Genomic DNA, 20263 nt, shown 5'->3' on the forward strand with positions numbered 1-20263 from the left:
AACCAAAAAGAAAGGCGGCGGGTTGAACCCGCCGCCTTTTCTTTTGCCTGCAATAATCAGGCGCTTGTGATCAGCGCCCTCTTACTACCAGCTTCACCTTCTGGCCGGCCTGCAAAGTGCCGCCGCTGCCCAGACCGTTGAGAACGCGGAAACGTTCTACCTTGCCGCTATCGTATGCCATCCGGTTTGCCAGTGACTGGATTGTATCGCCGCGACCCACCGTAACAACGTCAAGCTTGCGGGGAACAACCGCGTTCGCTTCGCTCTGGCTGATACGCCGCATCGAATTGAACATCGGCGTAAAGGTGCTGGCGCGGCCCGCTGGGCTGATCGCGGCGAAGTGAAACGCCTGATCATTCGAAAATTCATAAGCGAACACCACCACGTCAACCTGGCCGCTACTGCCGTTTACACGTGCTGTGCCAAAAGAAGCCGGCAAGCCGTTTACAGTCGTACGCTCCACGCTTGCAGGAACCAGCTGTTGTTGCTCGCCGCCAATCGCCGTGAATACGCTGCGGACATAACGTTCCAGATTGCCGTCATATGCAGCCGTGCTCATCTGGGCCTGACCGCTCTGGCCGTTGATCGAAACCGCGCGGGTGCCGTTGACCATGTAGAAACCCTGGGGCGCAGTGAAAGACAGACGCAGTTCCGGGTGGAGGAACTGGCGTCCTTCAATCACACCCTGCTTGGGATCATCACCGTACAACAAGCCGTCGATCCGCGTCAGGAAGGTATCGCGGTTGACCGTGCCGGTCATTCCGCCAGCCTTTGTCAAAGCGGTCTGTACCCGGCTGGCCGGGTCCGGGTGGGTCGATGCCCATTCGGGAACCGAGGCATTATTACGGCCCTGCAACTGCGCGTCGAGCGCGTTTTGAGCGGCCAGGCTCTGCAGAACCGTACCCATCGCTTTCGGATCATATCCGGCCTTGTTCAGGTATTCGATGCCCAGTTCGTCAGCCTGCAATTCCTGACTGCGCGAGAATTTCAGAGTCAGCAATTGCGAACCCTGCAGGAATCCCTTGGAAAGTGTGTTGCCGATCTGGCTGTCACCGAGCAAAATTCCCGAAAGGATCGCGCCTGCTGCACCGAGCAGGGTGTTCTGCTGCGCCTTGGCCTGGCGGCGCTGCGAGTGCCGCGCGGCGACGTGACCAACTTCATGCCCGAGAACACCGGCCAGTTCAGCCTCGTTATTCATCAGGGCAACCAGCTGGCGCGTGGTATAGATATAGCCGCCCGGCACCGCGAAAGCGTTGTTCACCGGGCTGTTAAGGGTCGACACAGTGAACGAGCTGCGTGCATCGCCTAGGCCCGACTGGACGGCAATATTTTTGCCAACAGATTCGATGTAAGCGGCCTGAGGGCCGTTATATGTACCGCCAAATTCGGCAAGCAATTGCGGATGAAATTCAGCGCCCTGCGAGGCTTCTTGTTGCGTGATCGGCGCAGAGGCATCAGGAATTTCGCCCCCCATACAGCCGCCAAGCGCTAGGCTGGCCGATGCAACCGAGGTCATGGCAAGTGTTTTCAAACGGGTCATAGGGGGCTCCTCCAAAATTCAACGCGCTCTTCGGCGTTCTAAATCGATTATAGGAAACAACCGATTGGAGGCGAGCTGGTTCCCTTTTTAAAGTGATCCAATCTGCAAATACCGCTCTTCACGCTGGCGGATGATTTCCTCTGGCGAAAGCTTGTCGAGCGCGTCCAGTTCTTCCCCGATGGCAACTGCGAGGTTGGCAGCAACGGCTTGCGGATCGCGGTGAGCACCGCCAACCGGTTCAGCCACAATCCGGTCAATGACACCAAGCTTTTTGAGTTGCTGGGCAGTAATTCGCATCGCTTCTGCAGCGTCGGGCGCTTTTTCAGCCGTGCGCCACAGGATCGACGCGCAACCTTCAGGCGAAATCACCGAATAAACCGCATGCTCCAGCATTAGTACACGCTCCGCACTTGCCAGCGCGACTGCACCGCCTGAACCGCCTTCGCCAACGATCGTCGCGACCATCGGGACCGGCAATGAAAGGCATGCCTCTGTCGAACGGGCAATCGCCTCGGCCTGGCCGCGCTCTTCAGCTTCGACACCGGGGAATGCCCCGGACGTGTCAACCAGCGTCACCACCGGCAAGCCGAACCGGCCGGCGAGTTCCATCAGGCGGATCGCCTTGCGGTAACCCTCTGGCTTACCCATGCCGAAATTGTGGCGTAGGCGGCTTTCGGTATCGTTGCCTTTTTCATGGCCGATCAGAACGATGCGGCGTCCGTCCAGCTTGGCAAAGCCGCCCATTATGGCCTCATCATCGCCATAATTACGATCACCGCCGAGCGGGATAAATTCATCGAACGCGAGCTCCACGAAATCCCGGAAATGAGGCCGCGAAGGATGCCGCGCCACTTGCGTTTTCTGCCACGGCGTCAGCGAGCCATAGGTGCTTGCCAGCAAGTCGGCGCTCTTGAGTTCCAGACGCTGCAATTCGTTCGAGATATCGACGTCGTCGCCCTCGGCTGCAGAGCGAAGCTCCGAAATGCGAGCTTCCAGCTGTGCGACCGGCTTTTCAAATTCGAGGTAAGAAATCATTGCGCTGCGCTAGTCCCAACTGTCTCAATCGGCAAGAGCAGAGCGATCACCTCAGCCACGGTTTTGCGCAAGGGGATGGCGTTCATTCACAAGTGCGACGAGCCGCGCGCTGTCGACATGCGTGTATATCTGCGTCGTGGCGATATCGGCATGGCCCAGCAAGGTTTGCAGCACACGGAGATCGGCACCGCCTTCAAGCAAGTGGGTGGCGAAGGCATGCCGCAACACGTGCGGGCTAATCTTTTCTGGCGCGAGCCCAGCCCTAACCGCCAGCTCCTTTAGCATTTGATACAGCCGGATTCGGGTAATGTGCTTGCCCCGTGATGGGAACAGGAATGCAAGCGCATCGGGCCGCACATCGAGCCAGCGCGACAAAGCTTCTTTTGCGCGTCTGCTAACCGGGACCATGCGGCTGGCTCCGCCCTTACCCGTGACCGTCAGGAAGGGCGCATCGCGCGGAACCGCGGAAAGAGGCAGCGAAACAAGCTCGGTTGCTCTCAGCCCGGAGCCGTACAGCAGCTCAAGCAATGCAAGGAGGCGCACGCAGGCTGGCTTTCCAGTTTCAGCCTCCATCTCGGCTCGATCGAACAGTTCTGTAACCTGGTCGTGCGAAAGTATCTTGGGGAGCGGCCTTCGAGCAACTGGACGGGGTAGCGCCGATGACGGGTCATCGCTGCGCAGCCCTTCGTCCACCAGAAAGCCAAAAAACTGCCGCAGCGCCGATGATTTACGCGCAATCGTCGATGGGGAAAATTCAGCCCACGCGTTTGCCAGAGACGCGAGTTTCCGCTTGTCCGCCGCGGCGAGCGAACCGGCGACCTCCTCTACGCCTTCCAGATCACGCCGGTAGGCGGCAATTGTATTTGCCGCCGCGCCGCGTTCTGCTGCGAGCATTGCGAGAAAGCTTTCTATGTCAGCCGACACAAGAACTCTCGCCCCGCTGCGACGTAACCATCACCCGCGTGCAACAGCTTCCGCAGCGATCATCCGGGCTTCGGCCGTCAGGCCGACCTGATTCAGCGCGGAGACGATGTGGTACAAGTGGCGGGCAGTCATCTTGTCCCACCCCTGCCCCTGCATCCCGACAGCTGCGAGATATGTGACAAGCGTCTGGTTCTTAACCTGTGCTGCTCGCTGAATGAGGGTGCTCCATTTGGTCGCCCTGCTCAGGTCGATTTCCAGTCGTTCCTCAAACCCGGCGCGGGTCTGGCCGTCGATCCGGCCAAGCCCTGCCAGGCCAGCGACCAGGAAAGCCGATTTTCGCTGACCAGCGCTTTCATCGTCGTCGACGAAACCGTCGACCTCCCCTTCGCTGAAGGAAGCGGCGCCAACCGGCTGGGCAAGTGCGAGCAGCGCCCACGCCTCGCTGCCTTCGGTTGCGATTTCTGCCCAAGCGAGTGCATCTGCATCAAGACCAGCGGTCAGCATGGAGGCGATCAGACCGGCTGCGTCATCAGAGTATGCTTGATCAGGGGTAATGCGGGCTGCGGCATAAGCCGTCAGCACCCGTCCGGCGTAATCGGATGGTCCGGTTTCCCATATCGAGCGGATCGCTGCGACCCGCTGCGTACCATCGCCTGCAACATAGGCTTCGCGCAATTGCGATGCAGTGGCAGAAATTGCTTCGCCAGATCCGGCGGTATCCGCGAACGCTTCGCTGTACAGATCGACCAATGCTGCGGATGAGAGGATGCCGCGCTGTGCGGCAAGGCCAGCCCCGTCAACCCGCTGCGCCAGCGGCAAGGCGGGGTTGATCGCTGAAACGATTCTGTAATACGGGTCTGGATTGTCGCGCAGATTATCGGGAATTTCGGCACCAACGGCAGTTGCCAGCGCGTATCTCCAGGGGGTCAGTTCCGACACCCCGTCCCATTCCAGATTCACAGCACGCCGCCCGCGCCCGGCCGCTCCCGCATATCGCTGAGCCAGCAAGACGTCGATTTGCGGGGCGATTTCAGTACGGAACGCCCTGTTCAGATTGGCCTGTGATCGCGCTTCCTGTCCGGCGAAAGCGTAACAGATCGACTGCAACATTTGCCACTGCGGGTCTTCTCTTTCGCCGCCCTTGATCTGCACGATCGGGCAGGCCCCGACTATGTCTGTGGTGGCGACATATGCGCGCAGTGCCGCGTCGGTTAGATCGTTGTCCCAATTCCCGGTATCGACATCCTGCGCGAGCCGCCGCGAAACGCCGAATTCACCCATGCGGTTGAGCGTTTCGGCGCGCAGTGCGGCAAATTCGACCGGGTCCATGCCGTCAGGTGCCGCCAGACGGCTGGCAAGCGCCCTTCGCATAAGGATATGGCCCCACCGCGAAACCAACGGTCCGCGAATGCCCGCCAGCGAGGCGCGGACGAGTGATGCGGGCTGCCGGGCGAGCGATTTTTCAGGCAGACCGCCCTCGTCCATGTCCAGAATGCCGACTCGTTCTGTGGATCGGCGCGCAGCGGGCGGAATATCGAACTTCGGCTTCAGGCCGAGCAGTTCGTCCAACTCATCTCCATCGAGATTTTCCAGCTCCTCCAGCGAGGGAAGGTTCGAGGGCAGCGGACCCGCAGCTACCGGCGCGGATGGCGCGCTGGGTATTGGCTGGACCACGGGCGAGCTGCCACCACTCGGCGCGGTTGGTGCCGATGGAGCGCGGGTGGCCGTCGGTGTCGGCGTCGGACTTGGCGCAGGTGCCGGATCGTCAAAACCTGGCGGAAGCAGCGAAGTCGGCCCCTCTTCTGCCATGACGAGGGTCGAACACAGCGCGAGAGCTGCACTGCCAGCCAGCAGCAGACGCTTCATTGCACAGCCTCCGGCATTTCAATCCGCTCCGAAATCGGCCGAAGCGGCTGTTCTCCGCCATGGAACCAGGCGGCCGCCAGAATCAGGACAACCAAAATGCACCCTGCAATCACCATTCGCTTACCCGACCCCATTCTGTTTACGGATCCTGTCCTCATGCCTGACAAAGCATCTCTATAGGCTGCCTGTCACAACCTTGGTTGCGCCCCGCCTAGCGCATCTATAGGCGAAGCGGCAATGCGTGTTGAGAGTGAAAATACCGATCATCCGGGCATTTCGGATGCAGAGATCGCCGCGATCGCCTCGCGGATCGATCGGCCAATCGTGCTTGTCGGCTTGATGGGGACGGGAAAATCGACCGTCGGACGCAAACTTGCCAGCTTGATCGGTTCCGATTTCGTCGATGCCGATGAGGAAATCGAGGATGCCGCCCAGCTTTCTGTGGCAGAGATTTTCGCGCAGTTTGGCGAGGACTATTTCCGCGACGGTGAACGCCGTGTGCTCGCAAGACTGATCGAGGAGCATGACGGTGTGATCGCAACTGGCGGCGGCGCATTTATCAACGACGAAACCCGCAGTCTTATTCTGGACAAGGCGATCGCCGTCTGGATTGATTGTGAGATCGATATTCTGGTGGAGCGGACAGGCAGGCGCGATACGCGGCCGTTGCTGCGTGCCGGCGACCCCAAGGAAATATTGACGCGTCTGCACAAGGAACGTGAACCGTTCTATTCGCAGGCCCAGATACGGGTGGGCAGCGAAGACGGCCCGCATTATGAAACCGCAATCGCAATTCTAAAGGCAATCGACCGATGGCTGTAATCCCCGTGGAGTTGGCCGGCCGGCCGTATCAGGTCCATGTCGGACGCGGGTTGCTGGAAAATGCGGCCAAAATCTGCGGAGATTTTCTGCGCAAGACCATCGTCCCGGTTGTGGCGGATGAGAATGCACGCGCGCATCATGGTGATCGTCTGGCACAGTCACTGTCCAATGCCGGTCATGAAATCGCATGGTACGATGTCGCGCCGGGAGAAGGGTCAAAAAGCTGGCGTGAACTTGAACGTTTGACCGATTGGCTGCTGGCCCAAAGTGTGGAGCGCGGTGACAAGGTAATTGCCCTTGGCGGCGGAGTGACGGGCGATCTTACCGGCTTTGCCTGCTCGATCCTCAAACGTGGCTGCGGTTTTATCCAGGTACCGACCACATTGCTTGCACAAGTGGATTCGTCGGTTGGCGGGAAGACCGCAATCAACACCGCTGCGGGCAAAAACCTGATCGGGGCATTCCATCAGCCATCGCTGGTCCTTGCCGACACGGACTCGCTCACAACTCTGCCGCCGCGCGAGATTGGTGCCGGTTATGCAGAAGTAATCAAATACGGAATTCTGGGCGACGCTGCATTTTTCGATTGGTGCGAAAACCATGGCGGAGAAGTCGTCGCGCTTGACGAACAAGCGCTTGAGACTGCCGTTTCGCGAAGCGTCGAAACCAAAGCGCGGATCGTGGCTGAGGACGAACGCGAGCTGACCGGACGCAGGGCGCTGCTCAATCTGGGTCATACGTTCGGCCATGCTTTGGAAGCGGAAACAGGATACTCTTCCGCACTGCTGCACGGCGAAGGCGTTGCCCTGGGAATGGTGCTCGCCGCCCGCTATTCTGCCAGGCGCGACCTCCTGTCACTAGGTGATGCCGAAAGGATCGCAGCGGCGATTGGTTCTGCGGGCCTGCCGACGGAGATTTCCGCGCTCGGTTTGGACTGCGATGGTGCCCGCCTCGCTGACCATATGCGGCATGACAAGAAGATGGATGCAGGCACCCTTCCATTCATTTTGCTGCGCAGCATAGGCGCAGCATTTCTTGATCATGATGTCAGTCTGGATGATGTCTCCACATTTCTGGACGAGCAGCTACAGGCGCATTGACCTCGGCGCTGCGCCGGTGAATGCTGCGCAGCATGAAACGTTTTATCGATCTTTCGATCCCGATCACAAACGATGTGATCTCCGATCCTGATGTTATGCGCCCGCGCATCGAATACGTGACGCACGAAACCAGTTGGCAGCAGATCGCGATGTTCTTCCCCGGACTGGAGAAGGATGACTTGCCCGACGGGGAAGGATGGGCGGTCGAAATGCTGCAGCTGTCGACCCACAACGGCACCCATATGGATGCCCCGTGGCACTATCACTCCACCACCGACAACGGCGCGCGCAAAGCCCCCAGTATCGACGAGGCACCGCTGGACCGGTTCCTGCGGCCCGGCGTGAAGCTCGATTTCAGCGAACTGCCGCATGGCCACGTGGTCACCGCTGCAGAGCTCGAGGCGGAGCTTGCACGCATCGGTCACACGCTCGAACCGCTGGATATCGTGTTGGTCCAGTCGGGTGCGATTTACGGGACAGACAACTTCACCGATCAGGGTGTTGGCCTCGGCGAAGAAGCGACACTCTACCTCACTGAACGTGGGGTCGAAGTGGTCGGAACCGATGCGTGGAGCTGGGACGCGCCGTTCAGCCACACGGCGAAACGCTGGGCTGAAACACGCGATCCGAAAATCATCTGGGAAGGTCACAAGGCAGGCCGGATACGCCCGTATTATCAGATCGAGAAACTGACGAACCTCAAGGCACTGCCCGACAAAGGTTTCACCGTCAGCTGCTTTCCGGTGAAGATCGACAAGGCAAGTGCCGGATGGATCAGGGCGGTGGCAATCATCGACTGACGCGAAAAGTCAGAACAGGCGCGATCCATTGGCGACCTTCACATCCGGCGCGAACAGGACCACCTCGCCCTCCCCATCTGCGAAACCGAGCGTGAGAACTTCCGACATCGCCGGGCCGATCTGACGCGGCGGGAAATTGACCACCGCCGCAACTTGCCGCCCCGGCAGTTCATCAATCGGATAATTCGCGACGATTTGGGCGCAGCTTTTCTTGACGCCGATGATATCCCCGAAATCGATCTGCAATTTGTACGCAGGATTGCGCGCTTCGGGAAACTCCTCCGCCACCACGATCGTACCGACACGAATGTCGACCTTCAGAAAATCGTCGAACGCAATCGGGTCGGCAGCCGGAGCCTGCGGATCGTGCAGCAGATGCATCAGTCTAGCTCGAGAATGACCGCGTCGACTGCCAGACTTTCACCTTGTTCCGCGTTGATCTTGGCGATGGTGCCTGCTTTCTCTGCGCGCAGGATGTTTTCCATCTTCATCGCTTCGACCGTGGCGAGCGGCTGTCCCGGCTGGACTTCCTCGCCTTCTTCCACATGCAGCTTTACCAGCAGACCGGGCATCGGGCAGATCAGCATCTTCGAAAGATCAGGCGGAATTTTCTCGATCATATGCTCGGCCAGATCGGCAATACGGGTCGGCAGAATTCGCAAGGAATGTGTCGCCCCGCGTGTTGTCACATCATAGTCGGTCCGCGTTGACTTGAGCTGGATGGTGATGGTCTCTGCGCCCAGATCAACGTCCACCATCCGGTCGCCGGGGGTGTATTCCATCTCCAGTTCGACAGGGATTCCATCAACGGTGATCTCTTCTTCTTCCAGCACCACTTCATAGTCGCTGTCGCCGATCCGAACTGTCCAGTCGCCAGGCGCATAAAGCGGCCCATCGAGTTGCTGGTCAATCCGCCGAGCACGGTCGGCATCGATAGTCGCGATTACGCTGCCGATCGCCGCCAGCCCCCGTTTGAGTTTATCGGACGCGGCTGCACCTTCGAAACCTTCAGGATATTCCTCCGCGATAAAACCGGTGGTGAGTTCGCCGCTGCGGAAGCGTTCGTGCTGCATGATCGCGCTGAGGAAATCGACGTTATGGCCGAGCCCTTCTATCCGGAACGCATCAAGTGCCTGAACCTGCAAATCAGCAGCCTCGTCACGGGTTTCGCCCCAGGTGACCAGTTTTGCGATCATCGGATCGTAGAACATTGAAACTTCGCCGCCTTCGAACACCCCATCGTCGACGCGGATACCGTCAACGCCGCGCCGGCCATTTTCCGCGCCGTCATCGGCCCACGGTTCGACCGGTGGCTGGTAATGCACGAGACGCCCGGTTGACGGCAGGAAACCGCGATAGGGGTCCTCTGCATAAACACGGTTTTCGATGGCCCAACCGTCGATCTTCACATCATCCTGCGTGATCTCCAGCTTTTCGCCGGCGGCAACACGGATCATCTGTTCCACCAGATCGACACCGGTAATCGCCTCGGTCACCGGGTGTTCGACCTGCAGGCGGGTATTCATTTCGAGGAAATAGAAACTCTCCCCCGTCTTGTCCGCGCCGCTGACAATCAGTTCCACGGTACCGGCCGAGTGGTAATCCACCGCTTTCGAAAGAGCGACGCACTGCTCGCCCATGGCCTTGCGCATTTTTGGCGTGACAAACGGCGAAGGCGCTTCTTCGACCACTTTCTGGTGGCGGCGCTGGATCGAACATTCGCGCTCGTTGAGATAGATCACGTTGCCGTGCCTGTCGCCGAGGATCTGGATTTCGATATGCCGCGGGTTTTCGATGAATTTCTCGATGAAAACGCGGTCGTCGCCGAAGGAATTGAGTCCTTCGCGCTTGGTCGCCTCGAACCCTTCGCGGACATCCTTTTCATCATAGGCAAGCCGCATACCCTTGCCCCCGCCGCCCGCGCTGGCCTTCATCATCACCGGATAACCGATTTCACCGCTAATCTCGACCGCGTGGTCCGTATCGCGGATTTCACCGACGAAACCGGGCACAACGTTCACGCCCGCTTCCCGCGCCAGTTTCTTGGATTCGATCTTGTCGCCCATCGCGGCAATCGCGCCGACTGGCGGGCCAATAAACTCGATGCCTTCTTTCGCGAGTTGTTCAACGAAACTCGCACGCTCGGAAAGGAAGCCATAACCGGGATGCACGGCCTCTGCCCCGGTCTGTTTGCAAGCCGCGATGATCTTGTCCGCGACCAGATAGCTTTCGGAAGCCTGTGCCGGGCCGATATGAACCGCCTCGTCGGCCATCCGCACGAAGGGTGCACGCGCATCGGCGTCAGAATAGACTGCAACCGTCTGAATACCCATCCGGCGGGCAGTCTTGATTACACGGCAGGCAATTTCACCGCGATTGGCGATAAGGATTTTCTTGAACATCAATTGGCCATTTCAACATAGGCGCGCAGCTGTTCAGTGCGCGCACGGGTAAGTGAAGTCATGCAATTCGAATGGATGAGCGGAACGATCGAACCGCCACGATAGATACCGGCTTCAAATGCACAATGGGCATCGCGAAAAGCAATCCATGCGCGCTGCGCTTGAAGCAATTCGTCGCCGGATTCGCCGCTGCCGGAACGGGCACGTGCGAGACGCCATGCAGCGTTCAGATCGTGATCCGCCGCGCGATATTCCGCCGCTGCACAGCGGTTCATCTCCGCCTGCGTCATGGCATCTGCGCAGTCGATAACTGCGGGCGCGGAAGCCGCCAGAAGAAGGGACAAAATCATGGTGTGCGTTCAATCTCCTGCCTCTGCGCATAGCCGATTAAAGCGGCTGCGTAAGCCCCTGCTCCGCGCCGGTCCCCCTCGCCCTCCAGAAGCGAGCGCATTGCATCGCCAAGCCGCGCCTGGTTCTGCCTAGAAAGCTGCCCCAGGGGCGATGTATAAATCCCGATGGTGAACAGGATTGCGCCGGTTTCCGGCAGACGCCGCAGCGTCTGACGTTCGGAGCGAACGAACAGGGTTTCGCTAGCATTTTGCTGAGTGACATGGGAAAAAGCTTGCTCGGGCGGTTCGGCCACCCAGCGTTTTTCGCCCGTCGCTGCAATGAACCAGTTGCACCGGCCATAGATCGCGCCGGGCTTCAGCTTGGCCATGAAGTGATCGACGCCGCTCGCAAGTTGTTCTTCATATCCCTGGATCGGAGCATGAAGCGCACGCAGCGGCAGGCCCATCTTGTCAGCGGGCGTCCAGTCAGACGGCCACGCGACTGCCGCACCGACGAGGCGGTATTGCTCGTCCCCGGGCCGCAGAGTTAGCAGGCACATATCCTCGTGATGCGCGCGCGCCGCCTCGGCAAGTCCGCCTGAAAGACCGAGCATCGCCGCAAGTTCAGCCCCCGCCGCCGCACCCTCTGCGGATAACTGAATGCCTTCCGGATATGCCGCAAACCCTTCGGCTCGGGCGGCAAGATCGGGGCGCGGCTGCAGCCAGTCGCTCTCGTCCAGCTTGGCCAGCCCCATTTTCAGCACGCCGCCACCGCGGGCGCGGGGCAGCAGTTCATCGGCGCAAAAGCCCAGTGTCATTTCCGCCTTGTCCGAATAAATATGGCTGAAGCCAGTGCGGCAACGATTGCCGAAATTACCGCAAGACCGAGATAGAAAGCACCGTAATCGCTGCAAAAGTCTTGCGCCCAGTCACAGCCGGGCCTTGGCACCGCCGAATACCACAGCGCCGCAAATGCCATCGCGGTAATTGCTGCGGCTGCGGCCAGTATCGCTGCGAAAGCTCTTGCAATCACTCAGCCGGCTCGCTCACCTTGCACGCCCGCATGGGCTCTTCCTGCGTCAGGGCGGTCAGGCCCAGCTTTGCAAACAGCGCGCTGTCGCTGTCGTCGCCGGCATTGGGTGCGGTCAGCAATTTGTCGCCGGTGAAGATCGAATTGGCGCCCGCCATGAAACACAGCGCCTGAGCGGCCTCGCTCATGCTTTCGCGGCCAGCGCTGAGGCGCACCATGCTCATAGGCATACAGATGCGCGCGACCGCCACAGTGCGAACGAATTCGATATCGTCGATTTTCGCGAGCGGCGTATCTGCCAGTATATCACCCAGCACCGTGCCTTTCACTGGCACCAGCGCATTGACCGGCACGCTTTCCGGATGGCGTTCCAGCGTGGCGAGCGTGTGGACGAAGCCGACGCGGTCATCCCGCGTTTCGCCCATGCCCACGATCCCGCCGCTGCACACGTTGATGCCCGCATCGCGCACGTTCTGAAGCGTGTCGAGCCGGTCCTCATACTTGCGGCTGGAAATCACCCGCTCGTAATATTCCGGCCCCGTATCGACGTTGTGGTTGTAATAATCGAGGCCCGCTTCTTTGAGCATGTCCGCTTGTCCGGGTGTCAACATCCCCAGCGTCATGCAGGTTTCAAGCCCCATGGCCCGCACGCCCTTTACGATCTCGACGATCGCAGGCATGTCGCGGTCTTTCGGGTTGCGCCATGCCGCGCCCATGCAGAAACGCTGGCTGCCAGCGTCCTTCGCCTGCGCCGCGCGCTGGAGGACCGATTGCACCTCCATCAGCTTGGTCGCCTCAACCTCGCTATCAGCCTTCACCGACTGCGAACAATAGCCGCAATCCTCCGGACACCCGCCTGTCTTGATCGAAAGCAGGGTGCATAGCTGGATCTGTTCGGGCGGATGGTTCTCGCGGTGAACGCTTGCCGCTTGAAACAGCAGCACAGTAAAGGGAAGGTCGAACAGCGCGGCAATTTCTTCGCGGGTCCAGTCGGTGCGGATTTGGGTCATTTATGGTCTCTCGCCATAATTTGATAATCTCTAAATTGGTCTGTTTTTTCCCAATTCATCCGTGCTCTACAAAGAAGGATAGTCGACGGAATTCTCAACGCGTCTTTCGAAAGCCTGCCTTCGAAATAGCAATGAAAATCGCGATAATTCAGCCAATTGCCATGGGCACGCCCGAATTCTTCAGTTGCAGTTATATCAGATACGAAACCTACTGGTTGGCCATCTTCATCAATTCGATTCATCAGCTCCAGCATTTTCACATATTCGGATTTTAAGGCTGCAGAAGACTCAGTCAGACGATCTCTCGCGCACATCGTAGCGAGATCATCGTCTACAATTTCAGCGCAATTCAACGTGTCTGGATGCTCCGGATTCGATAAGCTTAGTAAGATGCTCGAAATTAGCATTCCGCCGTCTCCAGACCGTCACCCGCAGGCGGCATTTTGTGACCCAGCAGCCGTAGCATGTCCGCGCCGCATTCGACCAAATTGGTGCCCGGGCCGTAGATGGCAGCACCAGAAAATTCGCCGGAAAGACAAGTCATACAGGCTTCCGCGCGAGGTAGATTCCAACAGCCATTACCACGAGACCAAGGGCGCGCTTAGGTGTGATCGCGCTCTGGATTGACCCCAGTAGACCGAAATGGTCGATGATTGCAGCGGCAACGATTTGTCCCAGCAAAACGAAGAAGATCGCATTGCCAAGCCCGATACGCGGCGCGGAATATGCCACCGACGTGGCGTAAAACAGCATCACCACTGCGCCGATCCAGAGCCACGGCTTCTCGAATGTAAACGCCGCAGGCTCGGGAAAGCCGGTAAACGCCAACATCGCCGCTGCCACCACAAAGCCGATGGCAAAAGTCACTGCGGTTGCCGCGACTGGCCCGCCGAGCTGCTGCCCCAGCCCCGAATTGAGCGCCGCGAACACCGGGATCCCAAGGCCCGCTGCAAACATCATTGCCGCGATGGGTGCAAACGCAGTCGAAGACGAAGCGCTCACTCTGCAGCCTCGTCCATATCCTCACCCGCAGGCGGCATATTGTGGCCCAGCAAGCGCAGCATGTCCGCACCGCATTCAACCACGTTGCTGCCCGGACCATAGATACCCTGCACGCCTGCCTCACGCAGGAATTCGTAATCCTGCGGCGGAATGACACCGCCCGCGACGACCTTGATGTCGCTGCGACCGGCATCCTTGAGCAATCCGATCAGTTCGGGGATCAAGGTCTTGTGCCCTGCCGCAAGCGAGCTGGCACCGATGGCATCCACGCCGGTTTCAAGCGCCATCTCCAGTGTTTCCTGCGGCGTTTGGAACAGCGGACCTGACACCACATCGAAGCCCATATCGCCAAATGCGCTGGCAATGACATTGGCGCCGCGGTCGTGGCCGTCCTGACCCATTTTGGCGACCATGATCCTGGGCTTGCGGCCAAGACGCCGCTCAACCGCATCGACCCCGTCCAGCACCTGCTGCCAGCGTTTGTCGAATTCGTAGGCGCTCTTGTAAACGCCCTTCACCGGAGTCGGCACCGTGTCATAGCGCCCGAAAACATCTTCCATCGCCGTGGATATTTCGCCCAGCGATGCCCGCTGGCGTGCAGCCTCCACCGCCAGTGCGAGCAGGTTTCCGCCAGCCTTCGCGCCTTCGGCAAGCGCCGCCAGTGCAGCCTGACATGCGGCCTCGTCGCGGTTCTCGCGGTTCTTTTTCAGGCGGGCGATCTGCCCCTGACGAACCTTGTGGTTGTCGATATCGAGCGTCTCGATCTCGTCTTCTTTGTCGCGGCGGTATTTGTTGACCCCGACGATCACGGTTTCGCCCCGGTCGACGCTGGTCTGTTTTTCCGCCGCTGCGCGTTCAATAGCTGCCTTGGGCGCGCCGCTGGCGACATATTTGGTCATGCCGCCCGCTGCATCGACTTCGGACATCAGCGTTTCCGCTTCCTCGACCAGTTTCGCGGTCAGCGCCTCGATATAATAGCTGCCGCCAAGCGGATCGACGACATTGGTGATGCCGGTTTCTTCCTGCAAAACCAGCTGAGTGTTTCGCGCAATCCGGGCACTGAAATCGGTAGGCAGGGCAATCGCCTCGTCCAGCGCATTGGTGTGGAGCGACTGGGTTCCGCCCAAGGTCGCGGCCATCGCCTCCACCGTGGTGCGGATCACGTTGTTATACGGGTCCTGCTCCTGCAGCGACACGCCCGATGTCTGGCAATGCGTTCGGAGCATTTTGGAGCGTTCCGACTTTGCGCCCAGATCGTCCATCACCTTGTACCACAGCGTCCGCGCGGCGCGCAGCTTGGCGATTTCCATGAAGAAATTCATGCCGATGCCGAAAAAGAAGCTGAGCCGTCCGGCAAACGCGTCGATGTCCAGCCCGGTTGCCATTGCGGATTTGGCGTATTCCTTGCCATCGGCGATGGTGAAGGCAAGTTCCTGAACCGCAGTCGCGCCAGCTTCGTGCATGTGATAGCCGGAAATCGATATGCTGTTGAAGCGCGGCATGTTTTCGCTGGTATAGGCGATGATGTCCGACACGATCCGCATGCTGGGCGCAGGCGGATAGATATAGGTGTTGCGGACCATGAACTCCTTGAGGATGTCGTTCTGGATCGTGCCGCTCAGCTGCTCGGCCGAAACACCCTGCTTTTCACCCGCGACAATATAGAACGCCAATACAGGTATGACCGCGCCGTTCATGGTCATTGAAACCGACATGGTATCCAGCGGGATCTGGTCGAACAGGATCTGCATATCCTCAACCGTGTCGATCGCCACGCCCGCCTTGCCCACATCGCCGACAACGCGCGGATGATCGGAATCGTAACCGCGATGGGTTGCGAGGTCGAAAGCAACGGACAGGCCCTTTTGCCCTGCAGCCAGATTGCGGCGGTAAAAAGCGTTCGATTCCTCAGCGGTCGAGAACCCCGCATACTGGCGGATCGTCCACGGGCGGCCCGCATACATCGTCGCTTTCACGCCGCGGGTGAACGGGGCAAAACCGGGAAGGCCGGGATCCCGGCTGTCCGCCTCTGTGTAAAGCGGCTTAACCGCAAACCCCTCGGGCATCTCTGTCGAGAGATTGCGTCCCTTGGACTCCTTGTCGGCCAGTTCTTTCCAGTCGGAAACGGTGGGGCCTGTATCGGAGGCGTCAGTCATATTGGATCCTTTAGGCGGCCGCGCTTGGCCTGCTGCTGACACCGGCGTGCCACGCGTGCAGCGCTGCACAATCTTCCGGCGCAGGGCAACCCGCGAAGGCGGAGAAGTCCATAGTTGTAAGCAGCACGATATCGGCGATGGTATAGCTGTCGCTGGCCAGAAATTCGCGGCCCTGCAGCGACTGGTCGAAAAACCGGTATGCCTCTTCCACACGCGGACGCGATGCCTCGCCATATTTCTGGTTGCGACCCGGAATGGCGGCGGTGAACGGATGGGTATGCACCCACACCGCACCAACCGGCGCCATCAGGATCATTTCCGCGCGGCGCACCCACATATCAATCTGCGCGATTTCCACCGGATCGGTGCCCAACAGGGCCGGCTGCGGGTGCTGCGCCTCAAGGTAGCGGCAGATCGAAATACTTTCCGTGATCACCGTACCGTCATCGAGCTCCAAGGCAGGTGTCTGCCCGCGCGGATTGATCGCGAGAAACTCTTCCGATTTCTGTTCCCGATTGGGGATCGAGATTTCCCGGCTGGGAAGCTCAATCCCTTTCTCCGCCGCGAATATACGCACGCGGCGCGGGTTCGGCGCGGGGTTCGGGCTGTCGTAAAACAGCATTACTTGCCCTTGAATTCAGGTTTGCGTTTCTGGAGGAAAGCCATGCCGCCCTCCATCGCGTCTGCGCTGGCACCTGCGATGCGCTGCCCCTCTGCCTCTGCCAGCAGGATTTCCGGCAGGGTGCCGTCCATCGCGGTGGCGATGTTGCGCTTCATCGTGGCGAGTGAAAGCGTCGGGCCGTTGGCGAGTTTTTCCGCCAGTGCCTTTCCCTCGGCCATCAGCGCGTCGTCTTCGACCGCCTTGTAAATCAGGCCCCAATCCTCTGCCTGCTCCGCACCGATCTTTTCACCCAGCATCATCATGCGGGTGGCGCGGGCACGGCCGATTGCGCGAGCCAGCAGCCAGGTCGATCCGCCATCAGGAACCAGGCCGATATTGACGAAGGCCTGCAGGAAATAGGCACTCTTGCCGGCCAGAGTAAAATCTGCCGCCAATGCGAGCGAACAGCCGACACCGGCCGCAGGCCCGTTAACCGCGCAAATCACCGGCACCGGCGCACGCATGACCAGACTGATTGCCGGGTTGTAATGGTTTTGCAGGGCGAGATGGCTGCCGCCCTTGTTCTCGCGTTCGGTCCGGTCCCCGCGAGCGGACAAATCCGCGCCAGAGCAGAAACCCTTGCCCGCGCCGGTGATCAGCACCGCGCGCGCATCGCCGAGATCGTAGAATGCAGCGCCGATTTCATCCGCCATTTGCGGCGGCATCGCGTTCAGCCGATCGGGCCGGTTCAGCGTGATCGTGGTCAGCGGCCCATCTTTCTCGACGGTGATGGTTTCGTAGCTCATATATCTCTCCCAGAAGTCCTGATTTGAAACCGGGTTAGCGCGCCGGATGGGCGGATAGCAAGGCCGATAGAACGCGGCGGGTCAGGAATTGCCGCGATCAGCAGAACTCGCCTGCACTTCTACGCTCCCCTGCGACTTACCGCTCAAATCTGACCCTATCATGCTAAATCCAGCATACATCGCAGCCGTACCAATCGCCGTCATGCAAAGGCCAATCCAGCCGAGGAGAAATGCCTCCAAGCGGTTGCCCAGCACTTTGCGCCCCCTCAGAACCGCGCCAACCGCAATGGAGGCACCGATGAAGGCGAAGAACAAGCCAACCAAAACGCCGCCCCACCCGGATTCGAGGCATTCGGCACCAGCTTGCTTAAAAACATTGTTGCAGGGATCAAAATTGAGCGCCTGATCCGCAACGACGAACACGATTACTGTGAGGATACAGGCGAACAGACCGAGATAGCCGACACGCGTTCCCGTATTATCTGATGCGTGCATGTTCCCTCCGGCCGCCTGCTTTCCGGTCAATGCCCGTTCTTGGGCGTTTCCATGATTTCGGTCAGCTGCCCCATCATGTCCTTGGGGTGGAGGAAGAAGATCGGCGTGCCATGCGCGCCGATGCGCGTGGGGCCGAGGATGCGCTTGCCCTGCCCCTCGAACCACGTGCGGGCCGCGCCGATATCCTCAACCTCGTAACAAAGATGATGCTGCCCGCCGGCGGGGTTCTTTGCGAGGAAACCGTTGATGGGGCTGCTTTCATCAAACGGCTCGATCAGTTCGATCTGCGTCCCGTTCATGCCGGAATCTGTGGGGGTGTTGACGAAGCATACTTTCACCCCCTGCTCGGGCAGGTCGAACGGTTCGGTTATGTCAGTTGCGCCCATCACATCGCGGTAATGCGCGATGGAGTCCGCGATCGAAGGCGTTGCGACGCCGATATGGTTGAGACGGCCAAGTTTCATTTTGATGTGTTCTCAATTTGCGCTGAAGGCGTGCTCAAGCTTTCATTCCAATCAATATACACGGAAACACAGGCTGCACCTGCCGCAATTGCCGCAGAAAGCGCTGTCACCGAGGCAAGCAAGCCTTGGAAAATACTGAGCCGAAACTCTTTCTTCGCCGTGAGTATCTTTGTGTCGATCCAGTAGAGGTCGCCACTCGCGTCCACGCCCAAATGATTGAGCGCCTCAAGGCTAATCGGGCGGACCCCCGCCGGTGCCCCTTCCTCTGGCTCAGCATTAGACTGCGCCCAATGTTTTCTATCGTGAGTCACAACGGAATATTGTCATGCTTCTTCCACGGGTTCTCGAGCTGCTTGTTGCGCAATTTCCGCAAGCCCAGCGCAATCCGCCTCCGCGTTGAATGCGGGTGGATCACTTCGTCGATATACCCGCGTGATGCCGCGACGAAGGGGTTGGCGAAGCGGTCTTCGTATTCCTTCGTTTTCTCGGCGATTTTGCCCGGATCGTCGCGGTCCTGACGGAATATGATCTCCACCGCGCCTTTTGCGCCCATCACCGCGATTTCTGCGGTCGGCCAAGCGTAGTTGAGGTCGCCGCGCAGGTGCTTCGACGCCATCACATCATACGCCCCGCCATATGCCTTGCGGGTGATCACGGTGATCTTGGGCACGGTCGCCTCGGCATAGGCGAACAGCAGCTTGGCGCCGTGTTTGATGATGCCATTATGCTCCTGTGCGGTGCCGGGCAGGAAGCCGGGCACGTCAACGAAGGTCAGGATCGGAATCTCAAACGCATCGCAGAACCGCACGAAGCGCGCGGCCTTCTTCGATGCGTTGATGTCGAGCACGCCCGCCAGCACCATGGGCTGGTTCGCGACCACGCCGACCGTGCGCCCTTCCACCCGGCCAAAACCGCACAATATGTTGCCTGCATGGGCGGGCTGGACCTCGAAGAAATCGCCTTCGTCCAGCACCTTACGGATCACTTCGTGCATATCGTATGGCTGGTTGGCATTGTCGGGAATGAGCGTGTCGAGGCTCATTTCCTCGCGGTCGAACGGGTCGGCGGTTGGCCTTTCGGGCACAGCCTCGCGGTTCGACAACGGCAAATAGTCGAAGAAATCGCGCGTCGCGAGCAGCGTCTCGATATCGTTTTCGAATGCCAGGTCAGCGACGGAAGTTTTGGTGGTGTGCGTAACCGCGCCGCCCAGCTCTTCCTGCGTCACCACTTCGTTGGTCACGGTTTTGACCACATCAGGACCGGTCACGAACATATAGGAGCTGTCCTTCACCATGAAGATGAAGTCGGTCATGGCAGGGGAATAGACCGCCCCGCCCGCGCATGGCCCCATGATCAGGCTGATCTGCGGCACCACGCCGCTGGCCAGCACGTTGCGCTGGAACACATCGGCATAGCCGCCCAGCGATGCCACGCCTTCCTGGATGCGCGCGCCGCCGCTGTCGTTCAATCCGATCACCGGTGCGCCGTTTCTCATGGCGGTTTCCATCACCTTGCAGATTTTCTCCGCATGGCGTTTTGACAGCGAGCCGCCGAACACGGTGAAATCCTGGCTATAAACGTAGACCAGACGGCCATTGATCGTGCCGCTGCCGGTAACCACCCCGTCGCCGGGGATCTTGGTTTCGGCCATGCCGAAATCGACGCAGTCATGCTCGACATACATATCGACTTCTTCGAAGCTGCCTTCGTCGAGCAGAATATCGAGACGTTCGCGTGCGGTCAGCTTGCCCTTGGCATGCTGCGCGTCAATCCGCTTTTGCCCGCCGCCCATACGGGCTGCTGCGCGGCGCTTTTCCATTTCGGCGATATTAGCTGACATGAAGTTCCCTGATTAATGCTGCTGAACGCACATAGTTAGAT

21 protein-coding genes are annotated in these 20263 nt (G+C 59.4%); 3 read left to right on the forward strand and 18 right to left on the reverse strand.

Features of this window, described 5'->3' with window-relative positions; all coding sequences use genetic code 11:
• Window positions 1–70: 70 nt before the first annotated feature.
• The 4 genes from PO778_RS05345 to PO778_RS05360 form a co-directional block, all read right to left on the reverse strand.
• Window positions 71–1540: a M48 family metalloprotease gene (locus tag PO778_RS05345; RefSeq protein WP_271438870.1), complete on the reverse strand. Its 1470-nt coding sequence runs from the start codon at window positions 1538–1540 to the stop codon at window positions 71–73.
• An 87-nt stretch (window positions 1541–1627) separates the two neighbouring features.
• On the reverse strand, window positions 1628–2575 hold the full coding sequence (locus PO778_RS05350; protein WP_160730023.1) for an acetyl-CoA carboxylase carboxyltransferase subunit alpha: 948 nt from the start codon (window positions 2573–2575) through the stop codon (window positions 1628–1630).
• Between the two features lie 51 nt (window positions 2576–2626).
• Window positions 2627–3499: a tyrosine recombinase gene (locus tag PO778_RS05355; protein WP_271438871.1), complete on the reverse strand. Its 873-nt coding sequence runs from the start codon at window positions 3497–3499 to the stop codon at window positions 2627–2629.
• Window positions 3500–3529: 30 nt separating this feature from the next.
• Window positions 3530–5365: a hypothetical protein gene (locus PO778_RS05360; RefSeq protein ID WP_271438872.1), complete on the reverse strand. Its 1836-nt coding sequence runs from the start codon at window positions 5363–5365 to the stop codon at window positions 3530–3532.
• A gap of 237 nt (window positions 5366–5602) precedes the next feature.
• On the opposite strand from PO778_RS05360, the gene PO778_RS05365 reads away from it, so the two are divergent.
• Genes PO778_RS05365 through PO778_RS05375 form a run of 3 tightly spaced genes read left to right on the forward strand, consistent with a single transcriptional unit; the run spans window position 5603 to window position 8087 of the window.
• Window positions 5603–6187 carry a shikimate kinase gene (locus PO778_RS05365; protein WP_160730025.1) on the forward strand — a complete coding sequence of 195 codons (585 nt, stop codon included), beginning with the start codon at window positions 5603–5605 and terminating at the stop codon, window positions 6185–6187.
• Window positions 6178–7287, forward strand: a complete 1110-nt coding sequence (aroB, locus tag PO778_RS05370) for a 3-dehydroquinate synthase (RefSeq protein WP_271438873.1) — start codon at window positions 6178–6180, stop codon at window positions 7285–7287. Before PO778_RS05365 ends, aroB begins: the two co-directional genes overlap by 10 nt.
• A 32-nt stretch (window positions 7288–7319) precedes the next feature.
• Window positions 7320–8087, forward strand: a complete 768-nt coding sequence (locus PO778_RS05375) for a cyclase family protein (RefSeq protein ID WP_271438874.1) — start codon at window positions 7320–7322, stop codon at window positions 8085–8087.
• 9 nt (window positions 8088–8096) lie between these two features.
• Here the strand turns inward: PO778_RS05375 and PO778_RS05380 are convergent, their stop codons facing one another.
• The 14 genes from PO778_RS05380 to PO778_RS05445 form a co-directional block, all read right to left on the reverse strand.
• Complete coding sequence (locus PO778_RS05380) at window positions 8097–8468, reverse strand: tRNA-binding protein (RefSeq protein ID WP_160730028.1); 372 nt, start codon at window positions 8466–8468, stop codon at window positions 8097–8099.
• A complete protein-coding gene (locus PO778_RS05385) occupies window positions 8468–10489 on the reverse strand; it encodes an acetyl-CoA carboxylase biotin carboxylase subunit (protein WP_271438875.1) in 2022 nt (673 codons plus the stop codon). Before PO778_RS05385 ends, PO778_RS05380 begins: the two co-directional genes overlap by 1 nt.
• Entirely contained in the window at window positions 10489–10839 is a 351-nt protein-coding gene (locus PO778_RS05390) for a lysozyme inhibitor LprI family protein (protein WP_271438876.1), read from the reverse strand. The genes PO778_RS05385 and PO778_RS05390 overlap by 1 nt, the downstream gene beginning before the upstream one ends.
• The gene (locus PO778_RS05395; RefSeq protein ID WP_271438877.1) at window positions 10836–11636 is read right to left on the reverse strand and encodes a heme-dependent oxidative N-demethylase family protein; all 801 of its coding nucleotides are present in this window, start codon (window positions 11634–11636) and stop codon (window positions 10836–10838) included. The genes PO778_RS05390 and PO778_RS05395 overlap by 4 nt, the downstream gene beginning before the upstream one ends.
• A gap of 211 nt (window positions 11637–11847) precedes the next feature.
• Window positions 11848–12858, reverse strand: coding sequence for a biotin synthase BioB (gene bioB / locus PO778_RS05400; protein ID WP_271438878.1), 1011 nt, complete (start codon window positions 12856–12858; stop codon window positions 11848–11850).
• Window positions 12855–13265 (reverse strand): lysozyme inhibitor LprI family protein, encoded by a 411-nt coding sequence (locus PO778_RS05405; RefSeq protein ID WP_271438879.1) that lies wholly within the window; start codon window positions 13263–13265, stop codon window positions 12855–12857. The genes bioB and PO778_RS05405 overlap by 4 nt, the downstream gene beginning before the upstream one ends.
• 133 nt (window positions 13266–13398) lie before the next feature.
• Complete coding sequence (locus tag PO778_RS05410) at window positions 13399–13818, reverse strand: DMT family transporter (RefSeq protein WP_160730654.1); 420 nt, start codon at window positions 13816–13818, stop codon at window positions 13399–13401.
• Between the two features lie 38 nt (window positions 13819–13856).
• Window positions 13857–16016 carry a methylmalonyl-CoA mutase gene (scpA, locus tag PO778_RS05415; RefSeq protein ID WP_271438880.1) on the reverse strand — a complete coding sequence of 720 codons (2160 nt, stop codon included), beginning with the start codon at window positions 16014–16016 and terminating at the stop codon, window positions 13857–13859.
• A 10-nt stretch (window positions 16017–16026) separates the two neighbouring features.
• The gene (locus PO778_RS05420) at window positions 16027–16638 is read right to left on the reverse strand and encodes a glutathione S-transferase family protein (RefSeq protein WP_271438881.1); all 612 of its coding nucleotides are present in this window, start codon (window positions 16636–16638) and stop codon (window positions 16027–16029) included.
• Entirely contained in the window at window positions 16638–17423 is a 786-nt protein-coding gene (locus PO778_RS05425) for an enoyl-CoA hydratase-related protein (RefSeq protein WP_271438882.1), read from the reverse strand. Before PO778_RS05425 ends, PO778_RS05420 begins: the two co-directional genes overlap by 1 nt.
• Before the next feature lie 81 nt (window positions 17424–17504).
• Entirely contained in the window at window positions 17505–17948 is a 444-nt protein-coding gene (locus PO778_RS05430; RefSeq protein ID WP_271438883.1) for a hypothetical protein, read from the reverse strand.
• On the reverse strand, window positions 17945–18382 hold the full coding sequence (mce, locus tag PO778_RS05435; protein WP_271438884.1) for a methylmalonyl-CoA epimerase: 438 nt from the start codon (window positions 18380–18382) through the stop codon (window positions 17945–17947). The genes PO778_RS05430 and mce overlap by 4 nt, the downstream gene beginning before the upstream one ends.
• Window positions 18379–18693: a hypothetical protein gene (locus PO778_RS05440; RefSeq protein WP_271438885.1), complete on the reverse strand. Its 315-nt coding sequence runs from the start codon at window positions 18691–18693 to the stop codon at window positions 18379–18381. The genes mce and PO778_RS05440 overlap by 4 nt, the downstream gene beginning before the upstream one ends.
• Entirely contained in the window at window positions 18690–20222 is a 1533-nt protein-coding gene (locus tag PO778_RS05445) for an acyl-CoA carboxylase subunit beta (RefSeq protein WP_160730041.1), read from the reverse strand. Before PO778_RS05445 ends, PO778_RS05440 begins: the two co-directional genes overlap by 4 nt.
• Between the last annotated feature and the right edge of the window lie 41 nt (window positions 20223–20263).

This window comes from Pontixanthobacter luteolus (genome assembly GCF_947494915.1).
Lineage (GTDB): Bacteria > Pseudomonadota > Alphaproteobacteria > Sphingomonadales > Sphingomonadaceae > Pontixanthobacter > Pontixanthobacter luteolus.